Source organism: Streptomyces rhizosphaerihabitans, from assembly GCF_025399795.1.
Lineage (GTDB): Bacteria > Actinomycetota > Actinomycetes > Streptomycetales > Streptomycetaceae > Streptomyces > Streptomyces rhizosphaerihabitans.
On record NZ_JAODTZ010000008.1, the window covers coordinates 176,848 to 193,354 of the forward strand.

Genomic DNA, 16,507 nt, shown 5'->3' on the forward strand with positions numbered 1-16,507 from the left:
ACTCTGGACCTCCCCCATCGTACGGTCGTACTGAAGGGGGTCCAGGGCCGGAAGGCCTGTTACACCGGGTACCCGTCCGCTCACTCGAACCGGGCCGCCAGCAGGACGACGTCCTCGTCGCTGTCCGCCTCGTCGAGACCGTCCGGCAGCACACGGCGCAGCACATGGTCGGCGATCGCGCCGGGGTCGTCGCGCAGCACCCTCGGGACACTCGCCGCCGCCGCGTGCAGCCGGGCGAAGGCGCGGTCCATCGGATCGCCGGTGCGGTGCAGCAGCCCGTCGGTGTAGATCAGGACGGTCTCGCCGGGGTCGGCGGTCAGTTCGACGCTCGGCGCCTCCCAGCAGGCGAGCATGCCCAGGGGTGCGGACAGGGAGGTCTCCACGAACTCGGTGCGCCGCGGACCGATCACCAGGGGCGGGCTGTGTCCGGCACCGGCGAGCGTGAGCTTGCGCAGGGCGGGCTCGCAGTACGCGAAGAGGGCGGTGGCGGAGCGTGCGGGTTCGGTCAGCCGCAGCAGCAGTTCGAGGTCGGAGAGCACGGCGACCGGGTCCTCGCCCTCCATGACGGCGTACGCCCGCAGGGAGGCCCGCAGCCGGCCCATGGCGGCGACCGCGCTGGGTCCCGAGCCGGTGACGGAGCCGACCGCGAGGCCGAGCGCGGCGTCGGGCAGCGGCAGGGCGTCGTACCAGTCGCCGCCGCCGCGCGGGCCGGTGCGGTGCCGGGCGGCGAGCTGGACGCCGGAGACCCGGGGCAGCCGTGGGGGAAGAAGCTCCGCGGACATCGTCGTCACGCATGCACGCGCGCGCTCCAGCTCCAGCAGCCGAGCCAGGTGCTCCGTGGCGTAGCGGACGTAGAGGCCGATGAGGTGGCGCTGACGCTCCACCGGTTCGGCGGGTTCGTCGTAGAGCCATACGGCGGCACCGAGGCGGCCCGCGGCCTCGGCGGACAGGGGCAGCGCGTAGCTCGCGGCGTAGCCGAGACGGGCGGCCACCTCGCGGTGGCGCGGGTCGAGCCCGTCCTCCGAGAGGAGGTCCGGCTGGGTGATCTCGCCCTCGCCGCCCGGCAGCCCGTCCAGGATCTTCCCGTACGACATGGAGCTGCGCGGCACCGTCTCGATGTGGCCGAGATCCGCTCGGGCGAGGCCGAGGCCGATCGTGGTGTCGGGGCCGAGTCCGTCGCCGGGTTCCATGACGACGAGACCGCGCCGGGCGCCCACGAGGGAGGCTCCGGCGCGCAGCAGTTCCTGCAGTGCGTCACTCAGTGTCGCGGTGCGTGCGAGGCGCTCGGTGAGTTCGTGGAGCGTGGTGAGATCCGAGACCCAGCCCGCGAGACGATCTTGGAGAGCGGCGCCGGGACCTGCGGGAGGGATGGCCGAAGAGGCACCCGTGGGCGCGGGCGTCGGCGCGACAGTGTGTGCGGGTGAAGGAACCGTTGAATCGATTCCGGCCACTTTCGGAAGGTGAGGGGCGTTCATGACGTCCGGCTTTCCGACCGGTGCGTATTGCTCAATAGCATCGCAAACCCCCATGTCGTTCTGCGCCGCTAGCGGTGTCTCCACATGTACACGTACTCGTGAGGGGATGTCCAGCATTGTCCTGCTGGGATTCCTGGTGTCCGTGAGACCGGTGGTAACCCTTGCGGGAAATCCAAATTGGCCTAAAACTGACTCGGGCAACGGCTTATTGAGGTCGACTGGCCTCGTTCGACGGAGCGTCACAGCGGTCGTGATGGGTACGTACTCGGTGAAGGCCAGGGGTGGTTGAGATCCGCCCGGAACCTGGCGACGGACCCGGGCGTCTTAACCACCGACGACCGTGCCCCATCCTCCCGTGGCGGAGGCGGCAAGGAACACGCGGGACGTAAAACGCCAGGCGCCGCCACCCCACGCCATGCCCATGCTCTGGATACACGCAGTATGGGCGCGGACACAGCCACATGCTCGGCCCAGAGGGGTTCCCCTTGCCTACAGCGGGGGTGTGATGCGCCAGCAGGTACGCACAGTGAAGTGATCGACACATGGTGTGATGTGATCCTCGGTGTTGCCAGGCGTGCAACGGAAAGGAACGAGCGCTCATGCGCGAGATCCTCGGAAGGCGACGCAGGCTCCTGTCCAGGCGGAACAACGGGAGGCCTGAGATGCTCAGCGCGGCCCTGACCTTCGCGACCGAATGGCGGTGGCCCGTACTCCCGGGTGTGGCGGCCGACCCGCAGGGGCGTGCCCGCTGCGGATGCCCCGACCCGGAGTGCACGGTGCCCGGCGCCCATCCCTTCGACCCCGGCCTCCTCGCGGCCACCACGGACCAGCGCATGGTGCGCTGGTGGTGGACCAACCGGCCGTCGGCCCCCATCGTGCTGGCCACCGGAGGCGGCGCCCCGTGCGCGGTGAGCCTGCCCGCCCTCGCGGCGGCCCGTGCTCTCGACGCCCTCGACCGCACGGGCATGCGCCTCGGCCCGGTCGTCGCGTCCCCCTCCCGCTGGGCGATCCTCGTCGCCCCGTACTCCATGGAGCAGCTCGGCGAACTGCTCTACGCCAAGGACTTCGTTCCCGGCTCCCTGCGCTTCCACGGAGAGGGCGGCTACATCGCGCTGCCGCCGTCCGAGACGGGCCAGGGCCAGATCCGCTGGGAGCGTGCTCCGCTGCCCGGTTCGGCCGCCCCCTGGGTGCCCGACGTGGAGGCCGTGGTGGATGCCGTCGTCGAGGCACTCACTCGTACGGGTGTGAGCGCGCCCGAGTTGTAGGGGCGTCCGGCGCGCGGCGAGCCGCGCGCCCGCCCACGCTCGTTATCGTCCGCCTATGCAGCGTCATTCTCGGGGGCACAGGGCCTCAACCCCGCCACGCGGCGGGCCGGACCCCCGAAGAGTTCGTCTGGTGGCGCTGGCGGGTGTCGTGGTGTTCGTCCTCGCCCTGCCGCTGGCCGTGGCATCGGCAGACTCCGTGGGCGACGGCGACTCCGCGACCCTGCGCGGGGCGGCTCGCGCGGACGAACGGCCGCGGGCGCCCGAACCCCGGCGTTCTCCCCTGCTGCTCGGCCTCGGTCTCGCCACCGCCGCCCGGTGCGGTCCCGAGCTCTCCTCGCCCGAAGGTGTCGAGGCGCAGACCTGCGTCCTGACGCAGGGCGAGGAGACCTGGGCGCGCACCTACTACCGCAACGCGACCGGCGACGCGCTGAGCTCGGACCTGAGTCTGATGGGCCCCGGCGGGCGCACGGTGCAGATGAACTGCGCGGTGGACGCGGGGGACGACCCGGGAGCGTGCGAGACGCCCAGGGAACGTACGGCGGGGGAACCAGGGGCGTACTCGGCGGTCGCGGAGTTCGCGAGGAGCGCCGGCTCCGACGGGCCGCTGCTGCTGCGTTCTGGGAGCAACTCGGGCCGGTAGTAAGGCGGTTGATGCCCTACGGGATTCCGTACATGGAAAGACCCGGTTGCTGGCGACGGGGGATGCACCAGCAACCGGGCTACTCGAACGGTAACAAGAGATCGGCGGTTCGCAAATTCGATCTCGGCTATTCGGACACGGATTTACCTGTCACAACGGGGAGTTGTGACAGGAGTCACCCGCTTCCGAGGGCCTGACCAGCTGACCGGTCGGTCAGTTTCCGGACCTGTGGTCCCGCTGTGGGTCAGCTGAGCGTCACCTGGCGGTTGGTGAGCCCCCCGCGCGCCCGGCGTTCGTCCGCCGTCAGCGGCGCGTCCATGGCCAGAGCGGTGGTGAGGCGCTCGGCGAACTCGGCCGCCGGCTTCTCGACGTCGTCCGCCGTGACACCTGTCGGCAGGTCCCAGACCGGCACAGTCAGCCCGTGCGCGCGGAAGGAACCGACGAGTCGGGTGCCCTCCCCGAGGCTGGACCGGCCCTCGGCATGCAGCCGCGCGAGGGCGTCCAGAAGCTGCTCCTCCGCGTACGGCATGACCCAGCGCAGGTGGTTCTTGTCGGGCGTCTCGCACCAGTAGGCGGCGTCGACCCCGGTGAGCTTCACGGTCGGAATGGCGGCGGCGTTGGCCCGCTCCAGCGAGGCGGTCACCTCGGCCGTCGCGTTCTCCGCGTCGGGGACCCAGAATTCGAAGCCGCTGTGCACAACTGGCTCGAACGTGCCTTCGGGGTCGAGCAGGTCCTGGAGCCGCGGACCGCCGGCCGGGGCGCGCCGGCCCTCGACCGGGGTGCCGGGCGGCGCGACGAGCGCGCGCTGCAGGGTGTCGGCGAGGTCGCGGCTGATGTCGCCGGACGCCGTGTCGTTCTGCAGGCCGAGCAGCACCGAGCCGTCCTCGCGGCGCAGCGCGGGCCACGCCATCGGCAGGACGGTGGCGAGGGTGACCGAGGGAACGTCCTCGGGCAGGCTCTCCTTGAGCTTCAGCTCGACCGTCGCGGCGGGCACCAGCTCGCGCAGCGCGACCCAGTCCCCTTCGCCTCGCAGGCCCTCGAACGGGCGGTGCACCAGCTCGGTCACGGCGTGCGCGGCAGCCCGGCCGTGGCAGGCCTTGTAGCGGCGGCCGCTGCCGCACGGGCACGGCTCGCGAGCGCCGACAACCGGGATCTCGCCGCCGTCCTTCAACTGCGGCTGCTTGGCCTTCGTCTGGGGTCGCTTCTTGGCCATCGTGGGTGTCTCCCGATCACGGCTCGTCTCGTACTGGCGCGAGCCTAGCCGTTCGTACGGGGACCGACGGGATCCTGTGGACAACGCACCCGCGTCGTCCACGCGCCCGGCGGTCGTTCCGCGTGCCCGGTCCGGGCTCAGTCGAGGTCGTCGAAGGCGTCCACGAAGTCCAGATCGGGAATCCCGGACACCCTCGGTGACGCGACGCGCGTAGCGAAGCCGTCGTGCCGGCGCGCCGTTTCGACATCGTCCTGGATGACCACCCACACCGTGACCTCGCCGTGGATGTCGTCCCGTACACCCCAGTCCTTGGCCAGCGCCGTGATGATGTTCAGCCCGCGGCCGCCCCGTGCGGTGACCGAGGGGGTGGCGGGAACGGGGCGGGTCGGGCCACCGCCGTCCGTCACCTCGACCGTCAGCCGTCCCGCCGGGTCGACACGCCATGTCGCGCGCACATTGCCGTCGCCCGCGAGGGCGCCGCCCAAGGGCCGGCCATGTCGGCAGGCATTGCTGAGCAGTTCGGAAAGGATCAGTACGGCATCGTCGACGACCGTTTCCGCCACACCTCCGGAACGCAGCTGATCACGCATCCGGTGTCTTGCTTCCCCCACGCCTGCAGGACCATGGGGTACGGCCATGCTCGACGACGTGGGCACCTCCCGTGCCACCACCAACGCCACCCCCGAGACCTCCTTTGCCCCACGCCACGGTGTGAATGCCCCTTTGGACTGGACCGGAAACCGGCCAATCGACGTCTGCTGACGCACTCGTAACGATCGAATGCGGAACGAACGCGCCGGTGCACTCCCTGTGACCAGGTGGCCGGTTCTCGACGGTTTTCGAGGGGTGACCGTGGTGTTTTCCGTGGGGTTCCCGCGCGGGGCAAGGCCAGGTCAGCGGCCCAGTTGACGCAGTACCGCGCGCGGACGGTTGGTGATGATGGCGTCGACGCCCAGCTCAGCGCAGAGATCGACGTCCTCGGGCTCGTTCACGGTCCAGACGTGCACCTGGTGTCCGGATCGTTTCAGTCGTTCGATGTACCCGGGGTGACTGCGTACGATCCGCATCGACGGGCCCGCGATCCGGACACCCGCGGGCAGTCGTCCGTCTCGTAGCCGGGGCGAGACGAACTGGAGCAGATAGACCGTCGGCAGGGTCGGGGACGCGGCCCGGACACGGTGCAGCGAGCGCGCCGAGAAGCTCATGACGCGCACCGCGGACTCGTCGGCGGACGCGGGGGCGTCCAGGCCGAAACGCTTCAGCAGGTGCAGCAGCCGTTCCTCGACCTGGCCCGCCCAGCGGGTCGGGTGCTTGGTCTCGATGGCCAGCTCTACGCGGCGGCCGGCGTCGGCGACGAGTTCGAGCAGTCTCTCCAGGGTGAGGACGGAGGTGTCCTCGAGGCCCCCGGGAGCGTGTTCCCAGTCGGGCGACTCGTCGCGGTTCTTCCAGGAGCCGAAGTCCAGTGCGGCGAGTTCGGCGAGCTCCAGGGCGGAGACGGCTCCGCGGCCGTTGGACGTACGGTTCACGCGGCGGTCGTGGACACAGACGAGATGGCCGTCGGCGGTCAGCCGTACATCGCACTCGAGGGCGTCCGCACCGTCCTCGATCGCCTTCTTGTATGCGGCCAGAGTGTGCTCGGGGGCCTCTTCGGAGGCCCCGCGGTGGGCGACGACCTGAATCGGGTGCTGTCGTGCGAGGGTCACCGCGTCATGGTGCCATCGTCGCGGGGCGAGCGTGAGGTGAGATGCGTCCCAGTTCATTCCTTTTGGTCTTAAAGGTCCGTTATAAAGGATGACCTCGGACGCACAGCCACCGCTTATGGTGCCCTGACGCCCTGTGGGAAAAGCTGTCGGCGTACAAAAGCACATGCACAGCTGAATCGCGCCGGGCCATCGACGAGTGTGAGTGGGCGTGACCGAGTGCGACCGAGAACAACAGCCGTGGATCGAGGAGAAGAGCTGTGAGCACCGAGAACGAGGGCACTGCAGTACCCCCGGCCCCGTCCGCACCTCCCGTGCCGGTGGAAACTCCCGCTGCCTCCGCGCAGGGCGCCTCGCACGCGGGGGGCGCGCCGACCGCTCCGATCCCCGCGGTGCCCGGCATCCCCGGCGCACCGGAGCACGCGTCGGCGCCCGCGGGCATGCCGGCGTACGCGTCGGCCGGAGCCGGACAGGGGGCCGACCCTTACGGACAGGCCGCGACCCAGGGCTCCGCCCCTGAGGCGGGCTGGCCGCCTCCGCCGCCCGCCACCCCTTCGTACGCCGACGGCGGCGGTTCGGGAACCGGCGGCTGGGGCTCCTCCTACCAGCAGCCCGCGCCGAAGCCGAAGAACGGGCGCGGCGGCCTGGTCGCCGCGGTCCTGGTGGCCGCGCTGGTCGCCGGCGGTGTGGGCGGCGGCATCGGCTACTCGCTGGCCAAGAACAACGACGACTCCACCGACTCGACGACGGTCTCCGCCCCGAGCACCAGCGGCGAGGTCAAGCGCGCCTCGGGCACGGTCGCGAACGTGGCCGCCACCGCGCTGCCGAGCACCGTCACCATCGAGGCCCAGAGCACCAGCGGTGAGGGCGGCACCGGCACCGGCTTCGTCTTCGACAAGCAGGGCCACATCCTCACCAACAACCACGTGGTGGCGGACGCGGTCGACGGCGGCAAGCTCACCGCGACCTTCCCGAGCGGCAAGAAGTACGACGCCGAGGTGGTCGGCCACGCGCAGGGGTACGACGTCGCGGTCATCAAACTGAAGAACGCGCCCTCGGACCTGAAGCCGCTCGTCCTCGGCGACTCCGACAAGGTGGCCGTCGGCGACTCGACGATCGCGATCGGCGCGCCCTTCGGTCTGTCCAACACGGTGACCACGGGCATCATCAGCGCGAAGAACCGTCCGGTCGCCTCCAGCGACGGCAGCGCCAGCAGCAAGTCCTCGTACATGAGCGCCCTGCAGACGGACGCCTCGATCAACCCGGGCAACTCCGGCGGTCCCCTGCTCGATTCCTCGGGCGCGGTGATCGGCATCAACTCGGCGATCCAGTCGTCGACCAGCGGTGGTCTCGGCGGCGCCGGCCAGTCCGGTTCCATCGGCCTGGGCTTCGCGATCCCGATCAACCAGGCCAAGTACGTCGCCCAGCAGCTGATCCAGAGCGGCAAGCCGGTGTACGCGAAGATCGGCGCGTCGGTCTCCCTGGAGGACGGCACGGGCGGCGCGAAGATCACGCAGCAGGGCGCGAGCGGCTCTTCGGCGGTCGAGTCCGGCGGCCCCGCCGCCAAGGCGGGTCTCAAGCCCGGTGACGTCATCACCAAGCTCGACGGCATGGTGATCGACAGCGGCCCGACCCTCATCGGCGCGATCTGGACCCACAAGCCCGGCGACACCGTCCAGCTCACCTACACGCGCGACGGCAAGACCCACACGGTCGACGTCACCCTCGGCTCCCGAGAGGGCGACAACTGAGCCTTCCCTCCTGGACCGGATCAGGTCGATCCACGGGTCGGCGGGCAAGTAGGGCAGTAGGGCAGTAGCCAAGCAGGTCAGTGGACGTACAGGCCGGAAGGGGTGTCTCCCACGGGAGGCACCCCTTCCGCGTGCCGGCTGTCCCGCCTCGGCGGGAAGACCCCAGGGACGAATCAAGCGCGAGGCTTCTTCGCGGCGGCCGGACCCTTCTTGCCTTCGGCGCGCTCCGAAGACGCCGCCGGGCAGGGGCGCTGCCGGTGGCGGGACACGGTCTGGCGCGGCGGTCGGGTCAGCGTGATCTGACGGATCAGCTGCTGGAAGCAGGTTAAGGACGCGAGGGCCGGTACGACGGCCGTGGCCACACCCGTGATGGTCTGGTGGGCGTCGGCCACGCAGAACATCATGGCGACGGAGGAGAACAGCAGGACGACGTACCACGAGTGCACGGCCCGGCGCTGGTGCAGGGCGGCTCTCAGGATGGAGAGCGAGGCCACCATCCAGGGGCCGTAGACCAGCAGCGGCCACCAAGGTCCCGTGCCGCTCTGCGCGTTGGACGCGATGTGCTGCAGAGGTGTGTAGGCCACCATGCCGCTGAAGACGCTCACCATCGACACGGTGGCGGCGGCGAGTGCGGCGATCACGAAGCTGACGGTCTGCAGCCAGTTGAAGCGGGGATTGCGGACCCGTACCTTCCGATGTCCGGTCGAGGACCGCCGGATGGGCGGCAACTCGGCAGTGAGCTGGACCAGGTTGTCCATCGGGTCACTGGCGAATTCGTCGGTGTACGTCGGCTCGCTGCGCGGTGGAGGCACGATGACCTCCTGCTCCGCCGCCGCGGCGTCCTGCAGGAGGTAGGTGAGCTCCTCGACCGGGTCCCAGCCCTGCTCGTGCGAGGGGTCCACGGGATCGCCGTACGGACCGGCCACCGTCCCTGTGGGGTATCCGGGGTGTTGTCCGTACCGGGCGAAGGAGAGATTCGGATAGTCGTCATTCACGGAAATTCGTCCCAGTCACGTGAGGGCTGTGGCGGCCGGAGCGTCCTTGGCCGTTCCACTGCTGGTTGATTTCCTCTTGAACCGTGTCCAGTACCGTCAGGAAATCGCCGAGCAGCGACTCGGTGCACCACAGTTCGATGCGCGCGCCGTCTCCGTGCAAGGTGCCGCAGGCGTCGGACGATGTGTACGCGGCGGCGGGCGTGTATGTGTGTCGTCCGGCCGCGACGGCACGGGCCCCGGCCGGGCCCTGTGCCGTCGATCCGAAGACGGGTGGAGCGAGAGAACCTGCTTTCGCCATATTCCGCTAACGCCGCTCCCCCTCCTTCAGATGTGTGGCAATCGAGTGAGCGCAAGGCGGCGGAAGTATTCACCAAAGCGGCTTTTCGTGTACCCGGGGCGATGGGTTCCCGCGTGCTGACGGCTGGGCGCTGTCGGCACGACACGAGTGACGTCGGTGAGCCGGATCAGCGCTGGTGGATCCGGTGCGGACCGTGCCTCCGCGAGGCGCCCGGAGCCGGGTACGCTGTAGCCGCTCCACCCGCAGTCGGGTGAGAGCGGGGTGGGTTGCCCGAGCGGCCTAAGGGAACGGTCTTGAAAACCGTCGTGGCGCGAGTCACCGTGGGTTCAAATCCCACACCCACCGCAGGTGAACGGCCCCTGACCGGGTGAATCGGTCGGGGGCCGATCTCGTGCGCGCCGGCCGCAACGGGGTTCGCCTCCGCCGCCCGCGGTACGTAGCGCACCGCCGGGTGCGGCCGGCCGAGACAGCCGTACGAACGGCTGTGCCACGGCATCGGGCCGACCGGGCGGATCGAGGAGATCCGCACCGGGTCCGGCGGATCCACGGCTCGCGGCGCGTGCGTGCCGTGCTGAGACGCGAGGGCACGCGCGTGGGCCGCAAGCGGGTCGAGCGCCTGATGCGGGAGGCCGATCTTGAGGGCACCGGCCCGCGCCGCACGGGCTTCACACGCCGGGACCCGAAGGCCACGCCCGCCCCGGACCCGGTCGGCAGGGACTCCATCGCACCGGCGCCGAACCGGTTGTGGGTCACCGGCCTCACGATGATCTCCACCGGCGAGGGCCCACTGCGGCTCTCCGCTGTCCGCGACGCGTTCTCCCGCCGGGTGGTGGCCCCGGTGGTACCGCCGGGCCTCGGCAAGCGGTGGGGTGCCCCGAAGCCTGGAACGAGTTCTGTCCCACAGGACCTTCAAGGAGCGCACCGCGCTCCTTGTGCCGGGCGTTCCGATGGGAGGCCGGCACGGCTGCGGTGCCGCGGGAGCTGTCATCCGCTTCCCGCGGGTGTGCCCCGAGTCGGCCCGTGACGGCCGTGACGAAACCGAAGAAAGCAGTCCGGATCGTGACGGCGTGACGGCTGCGGCGGGCAGCACGCGCCCGGCCCTCCGTACGCGGGTCAGGGGCGCTCGCGGGCAGCCGGGTTGTTCAGGCAGAGCGCGATGTTCCGGACCGCCGCGGTGAGTTCCTCGATCACCCTGGCCGCCTGTTCCGCGTTGTGGAAGGCCGGGTGCCCTGCCAGCGACAGGCCCAGTTCCTGCGCCGCTTGGACGGCTGCCCCGGCTGCCCCGGCGCTCTCGGCAGGAGGGGGAGGCGAAGCGGGCGCGTACGCCTCGGCCGGGGGAGGAGACCCCGGTGCGACGGACCGGACCGGCAAGGCCGGGTTTGCCGCGGGCGCGCGGGAAACCGCGGGCGCCGGATGGTGTGCCGGCTCAGGGACGGCAGATGCCGACGGGCCGACCGGCATCGCGCCGGTCTCCGGCTCCCGCCGGTACCTGTCGAACGGGGGGTGGAAGGTGCCGGAGCCGTTGACCGGGGAGGCGTGTGCCTCCTCTTCGGGCCGGGACGGCGGAACCGGCGAGGACTGTGCGGAGTATGAGCCCTGGGAGATCTGCTGGACGTGCGGGGTCAGGTCCGGCGCGCGACGCGTCCGGGGCAGTAGGAAGTGTTCGAAACCCGGGAACGCCAAGGTGGCGGAGTGCGTGGAGGCGCGGGGGCTGTACTGGGCCTGCCACTGCATGCGATAGCAGTCGACCTGGTCGGCGCAGGCGGTGCGGGTGTGGAAGACCGCGGTGTTCTCCCCCAGGTCCGGGTACCAGAGGTTCGGACCCGGGAATTGCACGGTTCGTCCCCGGGGCTTGATCGGCTCGGCGCACCCCATGCAGCAGCCCTCCGGCACCATGAGCGGGATGCCGCCGTTCTGCTCCGGCTGGCGGGGACCGCCTTCCCAGCGGTACTCCCCGTGGTGGCAGGGCGGCAGCTCGCCGCAGGCGCGGCAGACGGCGTAGTGCTCCGGGAGGACCTGCCAGTCGTGGCTGGCGGGAGCGCACCAGTGCTTCGGCGTGGATCGGGGCAGGTTCTCGCTGCGCAGGACCAGGACCACCGGGCGCTTGTAGAACTCGGCGCGCTCGGGGGCCGGTTTGTCCGCTTGGTTGTTGGCCCGCCGCAGTTCGTTGGCGTGCCACCACAACTCCACGTGGTCGCCCCATGCCTTCTCATAGGATTCCGGCCACCAGGCGCCCGTGTAATCGTTGATCTCCAGAACCCGCCAGGCCTGCCGGTCGAGTACCACGATGGAGCCGGCACGCAACCGCAGGTATGTTCCGTCGTCGCCCTCGTCCGGCCAGTCGTGCCGACCGATGTGGGTGGGTTGGCCTGGGAGCCACCTGCGAACCTGCATGCCACGCTCCTCGGCAGGGAAACTTCAAAGTTTCAAATGGGGCAGTTGGCCACATTCTGAACAATCAAGGCGTTTGCTTCGGTGTAGACACGCACACGCTGTTGACCCATGAGGACCGGAAACGCGTTTCGTGTCCCCACTTCCTTCCGGAAACGCCGTTGTACCGGGCATTTTCGCCACTCGGGCCGTCACCGGACCAGGCCCTCTGCAGGCCCGGGCCAGTGACCCCATACCCGGCCGTCAGGTCCCGACGCTCACCCGTACGTGTGATGAAACCTGGTTTGCGTCACCCCGTACGTGTGCATCGTCCCGCAGGCCCGTCACCGACCGCCGCGCGTCGGGGGATGAGCGCGCCGGCGGATGCGCGGACCGGTGAGGGCGGCGGCGGGGCGGCGACCCGGCCGTCGCCCGCGCCGCCCGGAGCGGTCACCGGCTCATCGGGGCCGTCACCCGTGTCACCTGTCGCCCGGCGATGCGGACGGCGGCGTCGCCCTCAGTGCTGCCGGGGTGAAGGAGCCGTCATCCGTGCCGCGGAGGCGATCGTCGAGCGGGCTTCTCGTTCGGTCAGGCCCGTGCGTACGGCGGCCTGGACGAGCGGGGTGATCAGCTGGGGGCCGATGCCGTTCTCGTAGGCGCGGCAGGCGGCCCAGAAGAGGCGGGTGTTGCGCTGGCCCTCGTGCGCGGCGAGGACGAACTGGACCAGCCCCTGGCCCTGCCGGTCGGTCGCGGAGGGCGTGGGGTGGTGCGTGCGGGGCGCGGGCGGCGGCAGGAGAAGGCGCAGGAGTTCGGGCGGGCAGGCCGCGGGTGCGAGCCGGGCGGTGCCGGGGGCCGTCTCGTACACGCCGTGTTCGGTGCGTGAGCCGGGGCCGACGAGGTAGCCGCCGGCGCCGCGGATGTCGATGCCGGGGGCGAGCCGGCCGGCGGAGTTGGGGACGACGACGTCCGGTGGTCCGCTCAGCCACAGGTGGCGGCCGCCGCTGGGGGTCAGGACGACGACCGTGTCCGGGATCGTGAAGAGATGGCGCAGCGCCAGTTCGCGCAGGGCGGTCGAGGAGTCCGTATCGGATTTGGTGTCGAGGTCGACGCCGATGAGGTGGTGCGGGTGCAGTCCGCAGGCGATGCCGTAGCCGGTGGCCCAGGGGGCGGCGGCGAACAGTTCGCGAATGCGCCGGGGCTCGGTCGAGGCGTCGTACACGCCGTGCCCGAAGCGGCCGCATTCGCCGTGGCAGGGGAGGGGATCGGGGTCGTCGCGGTGGGGGGAGCGCAGGGCCGGGAGCTTCGTACGGGACAGCGGGATCACCGCCAGCCCGCGTTCGGCTGCGGACAGGGCGTGGGCCAGGGCCAGAGTGGTGGCCCGCCGGTCGGTGGTGGCCATGCCTCCATGTTCGTACGGGTGTTCGAAAAAGGGAAGGGCTCTCCGGGGGTGCGAGGGTGCCGAGCGGGTGATGGGCGAGATCGGCCGAAAATGTGCCGGAACGCTTCAGCTGTTGCGGCGCTTGGGGTTGAGCGGTCGGCGGGCGGCTGAGCAGGGGCTTTGTCGGTGTGAAGGTGGTTTATCGACATGTCCTCACGCTTGAGGGGGAATCGCGGCTTCCAGGGTGGTTTGTGGTGATGCGGTGGGCAACTCTGGACTCGCGACGTCGTGGACAACGCCGAGGTGGCCGGCCAACCGCCTCGGAACAAGCCGCATTTCCCGTGCGTCCCGGCTCACCGCCGGTGCGTACAACCGGTTCTGGAGGAATTCACATGGCAAGCATCCGTAGCGCTCGTGTCCTCGCCGCCGTCGCGGCCCTGCCTCTGACGGTCGCCCTCTTCTCCGGAGTCGCGGCAGCCGACAACGGCTCCTTCGCGGACACCGGATCGAACGCGGGAGTGGCGACCGTCAGCGGCAGTGGGGTCGGACACGACAACAGCGGCAACTCCTCCACCGCTCAACAGCAGGCGGTCGGCTCAGGGGCCTCGAATCAGAGCAATACCGCCCAGGTGACGGGTTCCGCGTTCACGGCCGTCGACCAAGGCGACAAGAACGTCCTCGTCAACTTCGTCAAGCTCTGGTGAGCCGGGGGCCGGTGCGCTTCCGTCGGCCCGGGGTCATCTGCGTGGGGTAGCGCTCTGTTGGGTTTCACAACGTCTGCGCGACGGTGCTTCGGCCCCGTCGCGCCGACGCGTTCGGGGGCGTCGGGCCGATCCGGTCAGGGGTGTCGCGCGCGGGGTGCTGTGAGCAGAAGGTGTCGGCGGGGCGGGTGTCGGAGGGGTGGCCGGGACCGGTTGCGCGCGGGCGGTTCGGGGTGGTGCCCGTGACCTTGACAGGCAACGGTATCTGACGGACAGTCAGAAAACCTTGTTCGTACGAGGTCCGGGAGGGCCGCCGCCGTGCACCTCGCCCCCACCGAGCGCCAGCAGAGGCTGCGTGCCGAGCTCCGCACGTACTTCCGGGATCTGATGCCGGACGGGCCACCGCCCGCCGACGACCCCGCACGACAGCGGGCACTGCTGCGCCGCATCGGCGCCGACGGTCTGCTCGGGCTCGGCTGGCCGGTCGAGTACGGGGGGCAGGGGCGCGGAGCGGACGAGCAGTTCGTCTTCTTCGACGAGGCCTACCGGGCCGGTGCGCCCATCTCCATGGTCACGCTGAACACCGTCGGACCGACCCTCATGCGATACGGCAGCGATGAGCAGAAGGACTCCTTCCTGCCGCGCATCCTGAGCGGGGACCTCGTCTTCGCCATCGGGTACTCGGAACCGTCGGCCGGTACGGACCTCGCCTCGCTGCGGACCCGCGCCGTCCGGGAGGCCGCGGCCGGGGGGAGCACGGGTCCGGCCGGTGCCGAGGGCGGGCACTGGCGGATCGACGGGCAGAAGATCTTCACGTCCAACGCCCAGAACGCCGACTGGATCTGGCTCGCCTGCCGGACCGATCCGGACGCGCCGAAACACCGGGGCATCTCGATCCTGCTCGTCCCCACCGACGCTCCCGGTTTCTCGTGGACACCGATCGAGACGGTGGGCGGCCAGACCACCACGGCGACCTACTACGACGGGATCCGTGTCCCGGCCGGAAACCTGGTCGGCGAGGAGAACGGCGGCTGGGGACTCATCACCAGCCAGCTCAACCACGAGCGGGTGGCCCTCGCCGCGATCGGTATGCAGGCCGAGGACTTCTACGCGGCCGCGCTGGAGGCGGCCCGTACACCCGACCCGGTGACCGGGCGGCGCAGGGTCGACGAGCCGTGGGTGCGTTTCCAGCTCGCCGAAGTGCATGCCCGGCTCGCGGCATCCCGCCTGCTCAACTGGCGTCTGGTGGGAGATGCGGGAGCCTGCGGGCCCGCCCCCGGAGACGCCAGCGGAGTGAAGGTCATGGGAACCGAATCCGCGGTCGCGGTGTACCGGATGTGCCAGCACATCGTGGGAACGGACGTGCTGGTCCGCTCCGGTTCACCGGGGGCGTTCGGGGGCGGCGAGCTGGAGCGGATGAACAGGGCGGCGCAGATCAACACCTTCGGGGGCGGGGTGAGCGAGGTGCAGCGGGAGATCGTCGCGACGATGCGGCTCGGCATGAGGAGGGGGCGGCGGTGAGCGGCCGGGGAGCGGGCGGCGAGGGCGGCGTGGGCGGCGTGGGCTTCGCGGCGGGTGACGGGCCCGTGCCCGAGGACCTCGTGCCTGACGGCGGCGTGCGCGACGGGGGCGAGGACGTCGAGGCGGGTGACGGCGGTGTGCCTGACGGCGCTGTACCCGAGGACCTCGTGCCTGACGGCGGCGTGTGCGACGGGGGCGACCTGGCGGTGCGTCTGAAGGGGTACGAGGGACGCGCGGCCACCGTCGGGGGCGTCGGCAAGGACCCGGTCAACGCGCCGATGATCCGGCACTGGTGCGAGGCGATGGGAGACACCAGTCCCGCGTACGACGGGCCGGACGCCGTGGCCCCGCCCACCATGCTCCAGGCATGGACGATGGGCGGCCTCGGCGGGCACCCCGGCCGTGCCGGGGCGTACGACGAGCTGCTCCGGCTGCTCGACGGCGCGGGATACACCTCGGTGGTCGCCACCGACTGCGAGCAGGAGTATCTGCGCCCGCTGCGCCCCGGGGACGAGATCACCTTCGACGCGGTGATCGAGTCGGTCTCGGACCGCAAGACGACCAAGCTGGGCACGGGGTACTTCCTCACGACGCGGATGGACATCCGGGCGGGGGGTGAACTCGCCGGGACGCACAGGTTCCGCATCCTCAAGTACGTTCCGGCGCACCGGAATCCGAAAGGCCCGACGGGGGCGAAGAGCGGGCCCTCGCGCCCGCGCCCGGTGATCAACCGGGACAACGCCGGGTTCTGGGAGGGCGTCGAGCGGCACCGGCTGCTGATCCAGCGCTGCACGGCGTGCGGGACGCTGAGATTCCCGTGGCTGCCTGGGTGCGGCGCGTGCGGCTGCCTGGACTGGGACACCGTCGAGTCGGGCGGTGAGGGGACCGTCTATTCGTACGTCGTCATGCATCATCCGCCGTTCCCGGCCTTCGACCCTCCCTACGCCGTCGCACTGATCGAGCTCACCGAAGGCGTGCGGATCGTGAGCAACGTGGTGGGCGTGCCGCACGACAAGGTGCGGATCGGGATGCCCGTGCGGCTCGAATTCCAGCGGTACGACGAGGAGTTGGAGTTGCCGGTCTTCAGGGCCGAGGGCGACCCCGGCGGCGACGACCCCGGCCGCTCGGCCGCGCGACCGCGCGACGGTTCCGTCCGCCCGGCCGCCTCTTCCGCCGGTCGCCCGGGTGAGGGGAGCTGAC

14 protein-coding genes and 1 tRNA gene are annotated in these 16,507 nt (G+C 70.7%); 8 read left to right on the top strand and 7 right to left on the bottom strand.

Translation table 11 applies throughout. The features are described from left to right. Positions 1 to 80: 80 nt before the first annotated feature. On the bottom strand, positions 81 to 1,592 hold the full coding sequence (locus N4G66_RS10875; RefSeq protein ID WP_261703806.1) for a PP2C family protein-serine/threonine phosphatase: 1,512 nt from the start codon (positions 1,590 to 1,592) through the stop codon (positions 81 to 83). 482 nt (positions 1,593 to 2,074) lie between these two features. On the opposite strand from N4G66_RS10875, the gene N4G66_RS10880 reads away from it, so the two are divergent. Further along, positions 2,075 to 2,740, top strand: a complete 666-nt coding sequence (locus N4G66_RS10880) for a bifunctional DNA primase/polymerase (RefSeq protein ID WP_261703807.1) — start codon at positions 2,075 to 2,077, stop codon at positions 2,738 to 2,740. A gap of 55 nt (positions 2,741 to 2,795) precedes the next feature. After that, positions 2,796 to 3,380 carry a hypothetical protein gene (locus N4G66_RS10885; RefSeq protein ID WP_391858792.1) on the top strand — a complete coding sequence of 195 codons (585 nt, stop codon included), beginning with the start codon at positions 2,796 to 2,798 and terminating at the stop codon, positions 3,378 to 3,380. A gap of 244 nt (positions 3,381 to 3,624) precedes the next feature. Here N4G66_RS10885 and N4G66_RS10890 read toward each other — a convergent pair whose 3' ends face one another. The 3 genes from N4G66_RS10890 to N4G66_RS10900 form a co-directional block, all read right to left on the bottom strand. After that, positions 3,625 to 4,593, bottom strand: a complete 969-nt coding sequence (locus N4G66_RS10890) for an SEC-C domain-containing protein (RefSeq protein WP_261703809.1) — start codon at positions 4,591 to 4,593, stop codon at positions 3,625 to 3,627. Positions 4,594 to 4,730: 137 nt separating this feature from the next. After that, positions 4,731 to 5,360, bottom strand: a complete 630-nt coding sequence (locus N4G66_RS10895; RefSeq protein WP_261703810.1) for an ATP-binding protein — start codon at positions 5,358 to 5,360, stop codon at positions 4,731 to 4,733. A 126-nt stretch (positions 5,361 to 5,486) separates the two neighbouring features. Further along, positions 5,487 to 6,296: a glycerophosphodiester phosphodiesterase gene (locus tag N4G66_RS10900; RefSeq protein WP_261703811.1), complete on the bottom strand. Its 810-nt coding sequence runs from the start codon at positions 6,294 to 6,296 to the stop codon at positions 5,487 to 5,489. Between the two features lie 257 nt (positions 6,297 to 6,553). Between N4G66_RS10900 and N4G66_RS10905 the strand changes: the two genes are divergently transcribed. After that, on the top strand, positions 6,554 to 8,044 hold the full coding sequence (locus tag N4G66_RS10905) for a S1C family serine protease (protein WP_261703812.1): 1,491 nt from the start codon (positions 6,554 to 6,556) through the stop codon (positions 8,042 to 8,044). Positions 8,045 to 8,217: 173 nt separating this feature from the next. On the opposite strand, the gene N4G66_RS10910 is transcribed toward N4G66_RS10905, so the two are convergent. Further along, a complete protein-coding gene (locus tag N4G66_RS10910; protein WP_261703813.1) occupies positions 8,218 to 9,039 on the bottom strand; it encodes a DUF2637 domain-containing protein in 822 nt (273 codons plus the stop codon). Positions 9,040 to 9,597: 558 nt separating this feature from the next. Between N4G66_RS10910 and N4G66_RS10915 the strand changes: the two genes are divergently transcribed. Together N4G66_RS10915 and N4G66_RS45865 are read left to right on the top strand one after the other, a co-directional pair. Continuing rightward, positions 9,598 to 9,682, top strand: a tRNA-Ser gene (locus tag N4G66_RS10915). 139 nt (positions 9,683 to 9,821) lie between these two features. Then, positions 9,822 to 10,361, top strand: coding sequence for an IS3 family transposase (locus N4G66_RS45865; RefSeq protein WP_391858793.1), 540 nt, complete (start codon positions 9,822 to 9,824; stop codon positions 10,359 to 10,361). A gap of 89 nt (positions 10,362 to 10,450) precedes the next feature. Here the strand turns inward: N4G66_RS45865 and N4G66_RS10920 are convergent, their stop codons facing one another. After that, positions 10,451 to 11,731: a hypothetical protein gene (locus tag N4G66_RS10920; protein WP_261703814.1), complete on the bottom strand. Its 1,281-nt coding sequence runs from the start codon at positions 11,729 to 11,731 to the stop codon at positions 10,451 to 10,453. A gap of 493 nt (positions 11,732 to 12,224) precedes the next feature. Then, a complete protein-coding gene (locus N4G66_RS10925) occupies positions 12,225 to 13,106 on the bottom strand; it encodes a bifunctional DNA primase/polymerase (protein WP_261703815.1) in 882 nt (293 codons plus the stop codon). A 371-nt stretch (positions 13,107 to 13,477) separates the two neighbouring features. On the opposite strand from N4G66_RS10925, the gene N4G66_RS10930 reads away from it, so the two are divergent. The 3 genes from N4G66_RS10930 (at position 13,478) to N4G66_RS10940 (ending at position 16,506) form a co-directional block, all read left to right on the top strand. Next, complete coding sequence (locus N4G66_RS10930; RefSeq protein ID WP_261703816.1) at positions 13,478 to 13,789, top strand: hypothetical protein; 312 nt, start codon at positions 13,478 to 13,480, stop codon at positions 13,787 to 13,789. A 315-nt stretch (positions 13,790 to 14,104) separates the two neighbouring features. After that, complete coding sequence (locus N4G66_RS10935; RefSeq protein ID WP_261703817.1) at positions 14,105 to 15,307, top strand: acyl-CoA dehydrogenase family protein; 1,203 nt, start codon at positions 14,105 to 14,107, stop codon at positions 15,305 to 15,307. Positions 15,308 to 15,489: 182 nt separating this feature from the next. Next, the gene (locus tag N4G66_RS10940) at positions 15,490 to 16,506 is read left to right on the top strand and encodes a bifunctional MaoC family dehydratase N-terminal/OB-fold nucleic acid binding domain-containing protein (RefSeq protein WP_261703880.1); all 1,017 of its coding nucleotides are present in this window, start codon (positions 15,490 to 15,492) and stop codon (positions 16,504 to 16,506) included. Position 16,507 lies beyond the last annotated feature (1 nt).

Bases quoted from the DNA above. Each gene is read 5' to 3' on its own strand.
- N4G66_RS10875 (WP_261703806.1), bottom strand. From the start codon at position 1,592: ATGCTGGACATCCCCTCACGAGTACGTGTACATGTGGAGACACCGCTA.
- N4G66_RS10880 (WP_261703807.1), top strand. From the start codon at position 2,075: ATGCGCGAGATCCTCGGAAGGCGACGCAGGCTCCTGTCCAGGCGGAAC.
- N4G66_RS10885 (WP_391858792.1), top strand. From the start codon at position 2,796: ATGCAGCGTCATTCTCGGGGGCACAGGGCCTCAACCCCGCCACGCGGC.
- N4G66_RS10890 (WP_261703809.1), bottom strand. From the start codon at position 4,593: ATGGCCAAGAAGCGACCCCAGACGAAGGCCAAGCAGCCGCAGTTGAAG.
- N4G66_RS10920 (WP_261703814.1), bottom strand. From the start codon at position 11,731: ATGCAGGTTCGCAGGTGGCTCCCAGGCCAACCCACCCACATCGGTCGG.
- N4G66_RS10925 (WP_261703815.1), bottom strand. From the start codon at position 13,106: ATGGCCACCACCGACCGGCGGGCCACCACTCTGGCCCTGGCCCACGCC.
- N4G66_RS10930 (WP_261703816.1), top strand. From the start codon at position 13,478: ATGGCAAGCATCCGTAGCGCTCGTGTCCTCGCCGCCGTCGCGGCCCTG.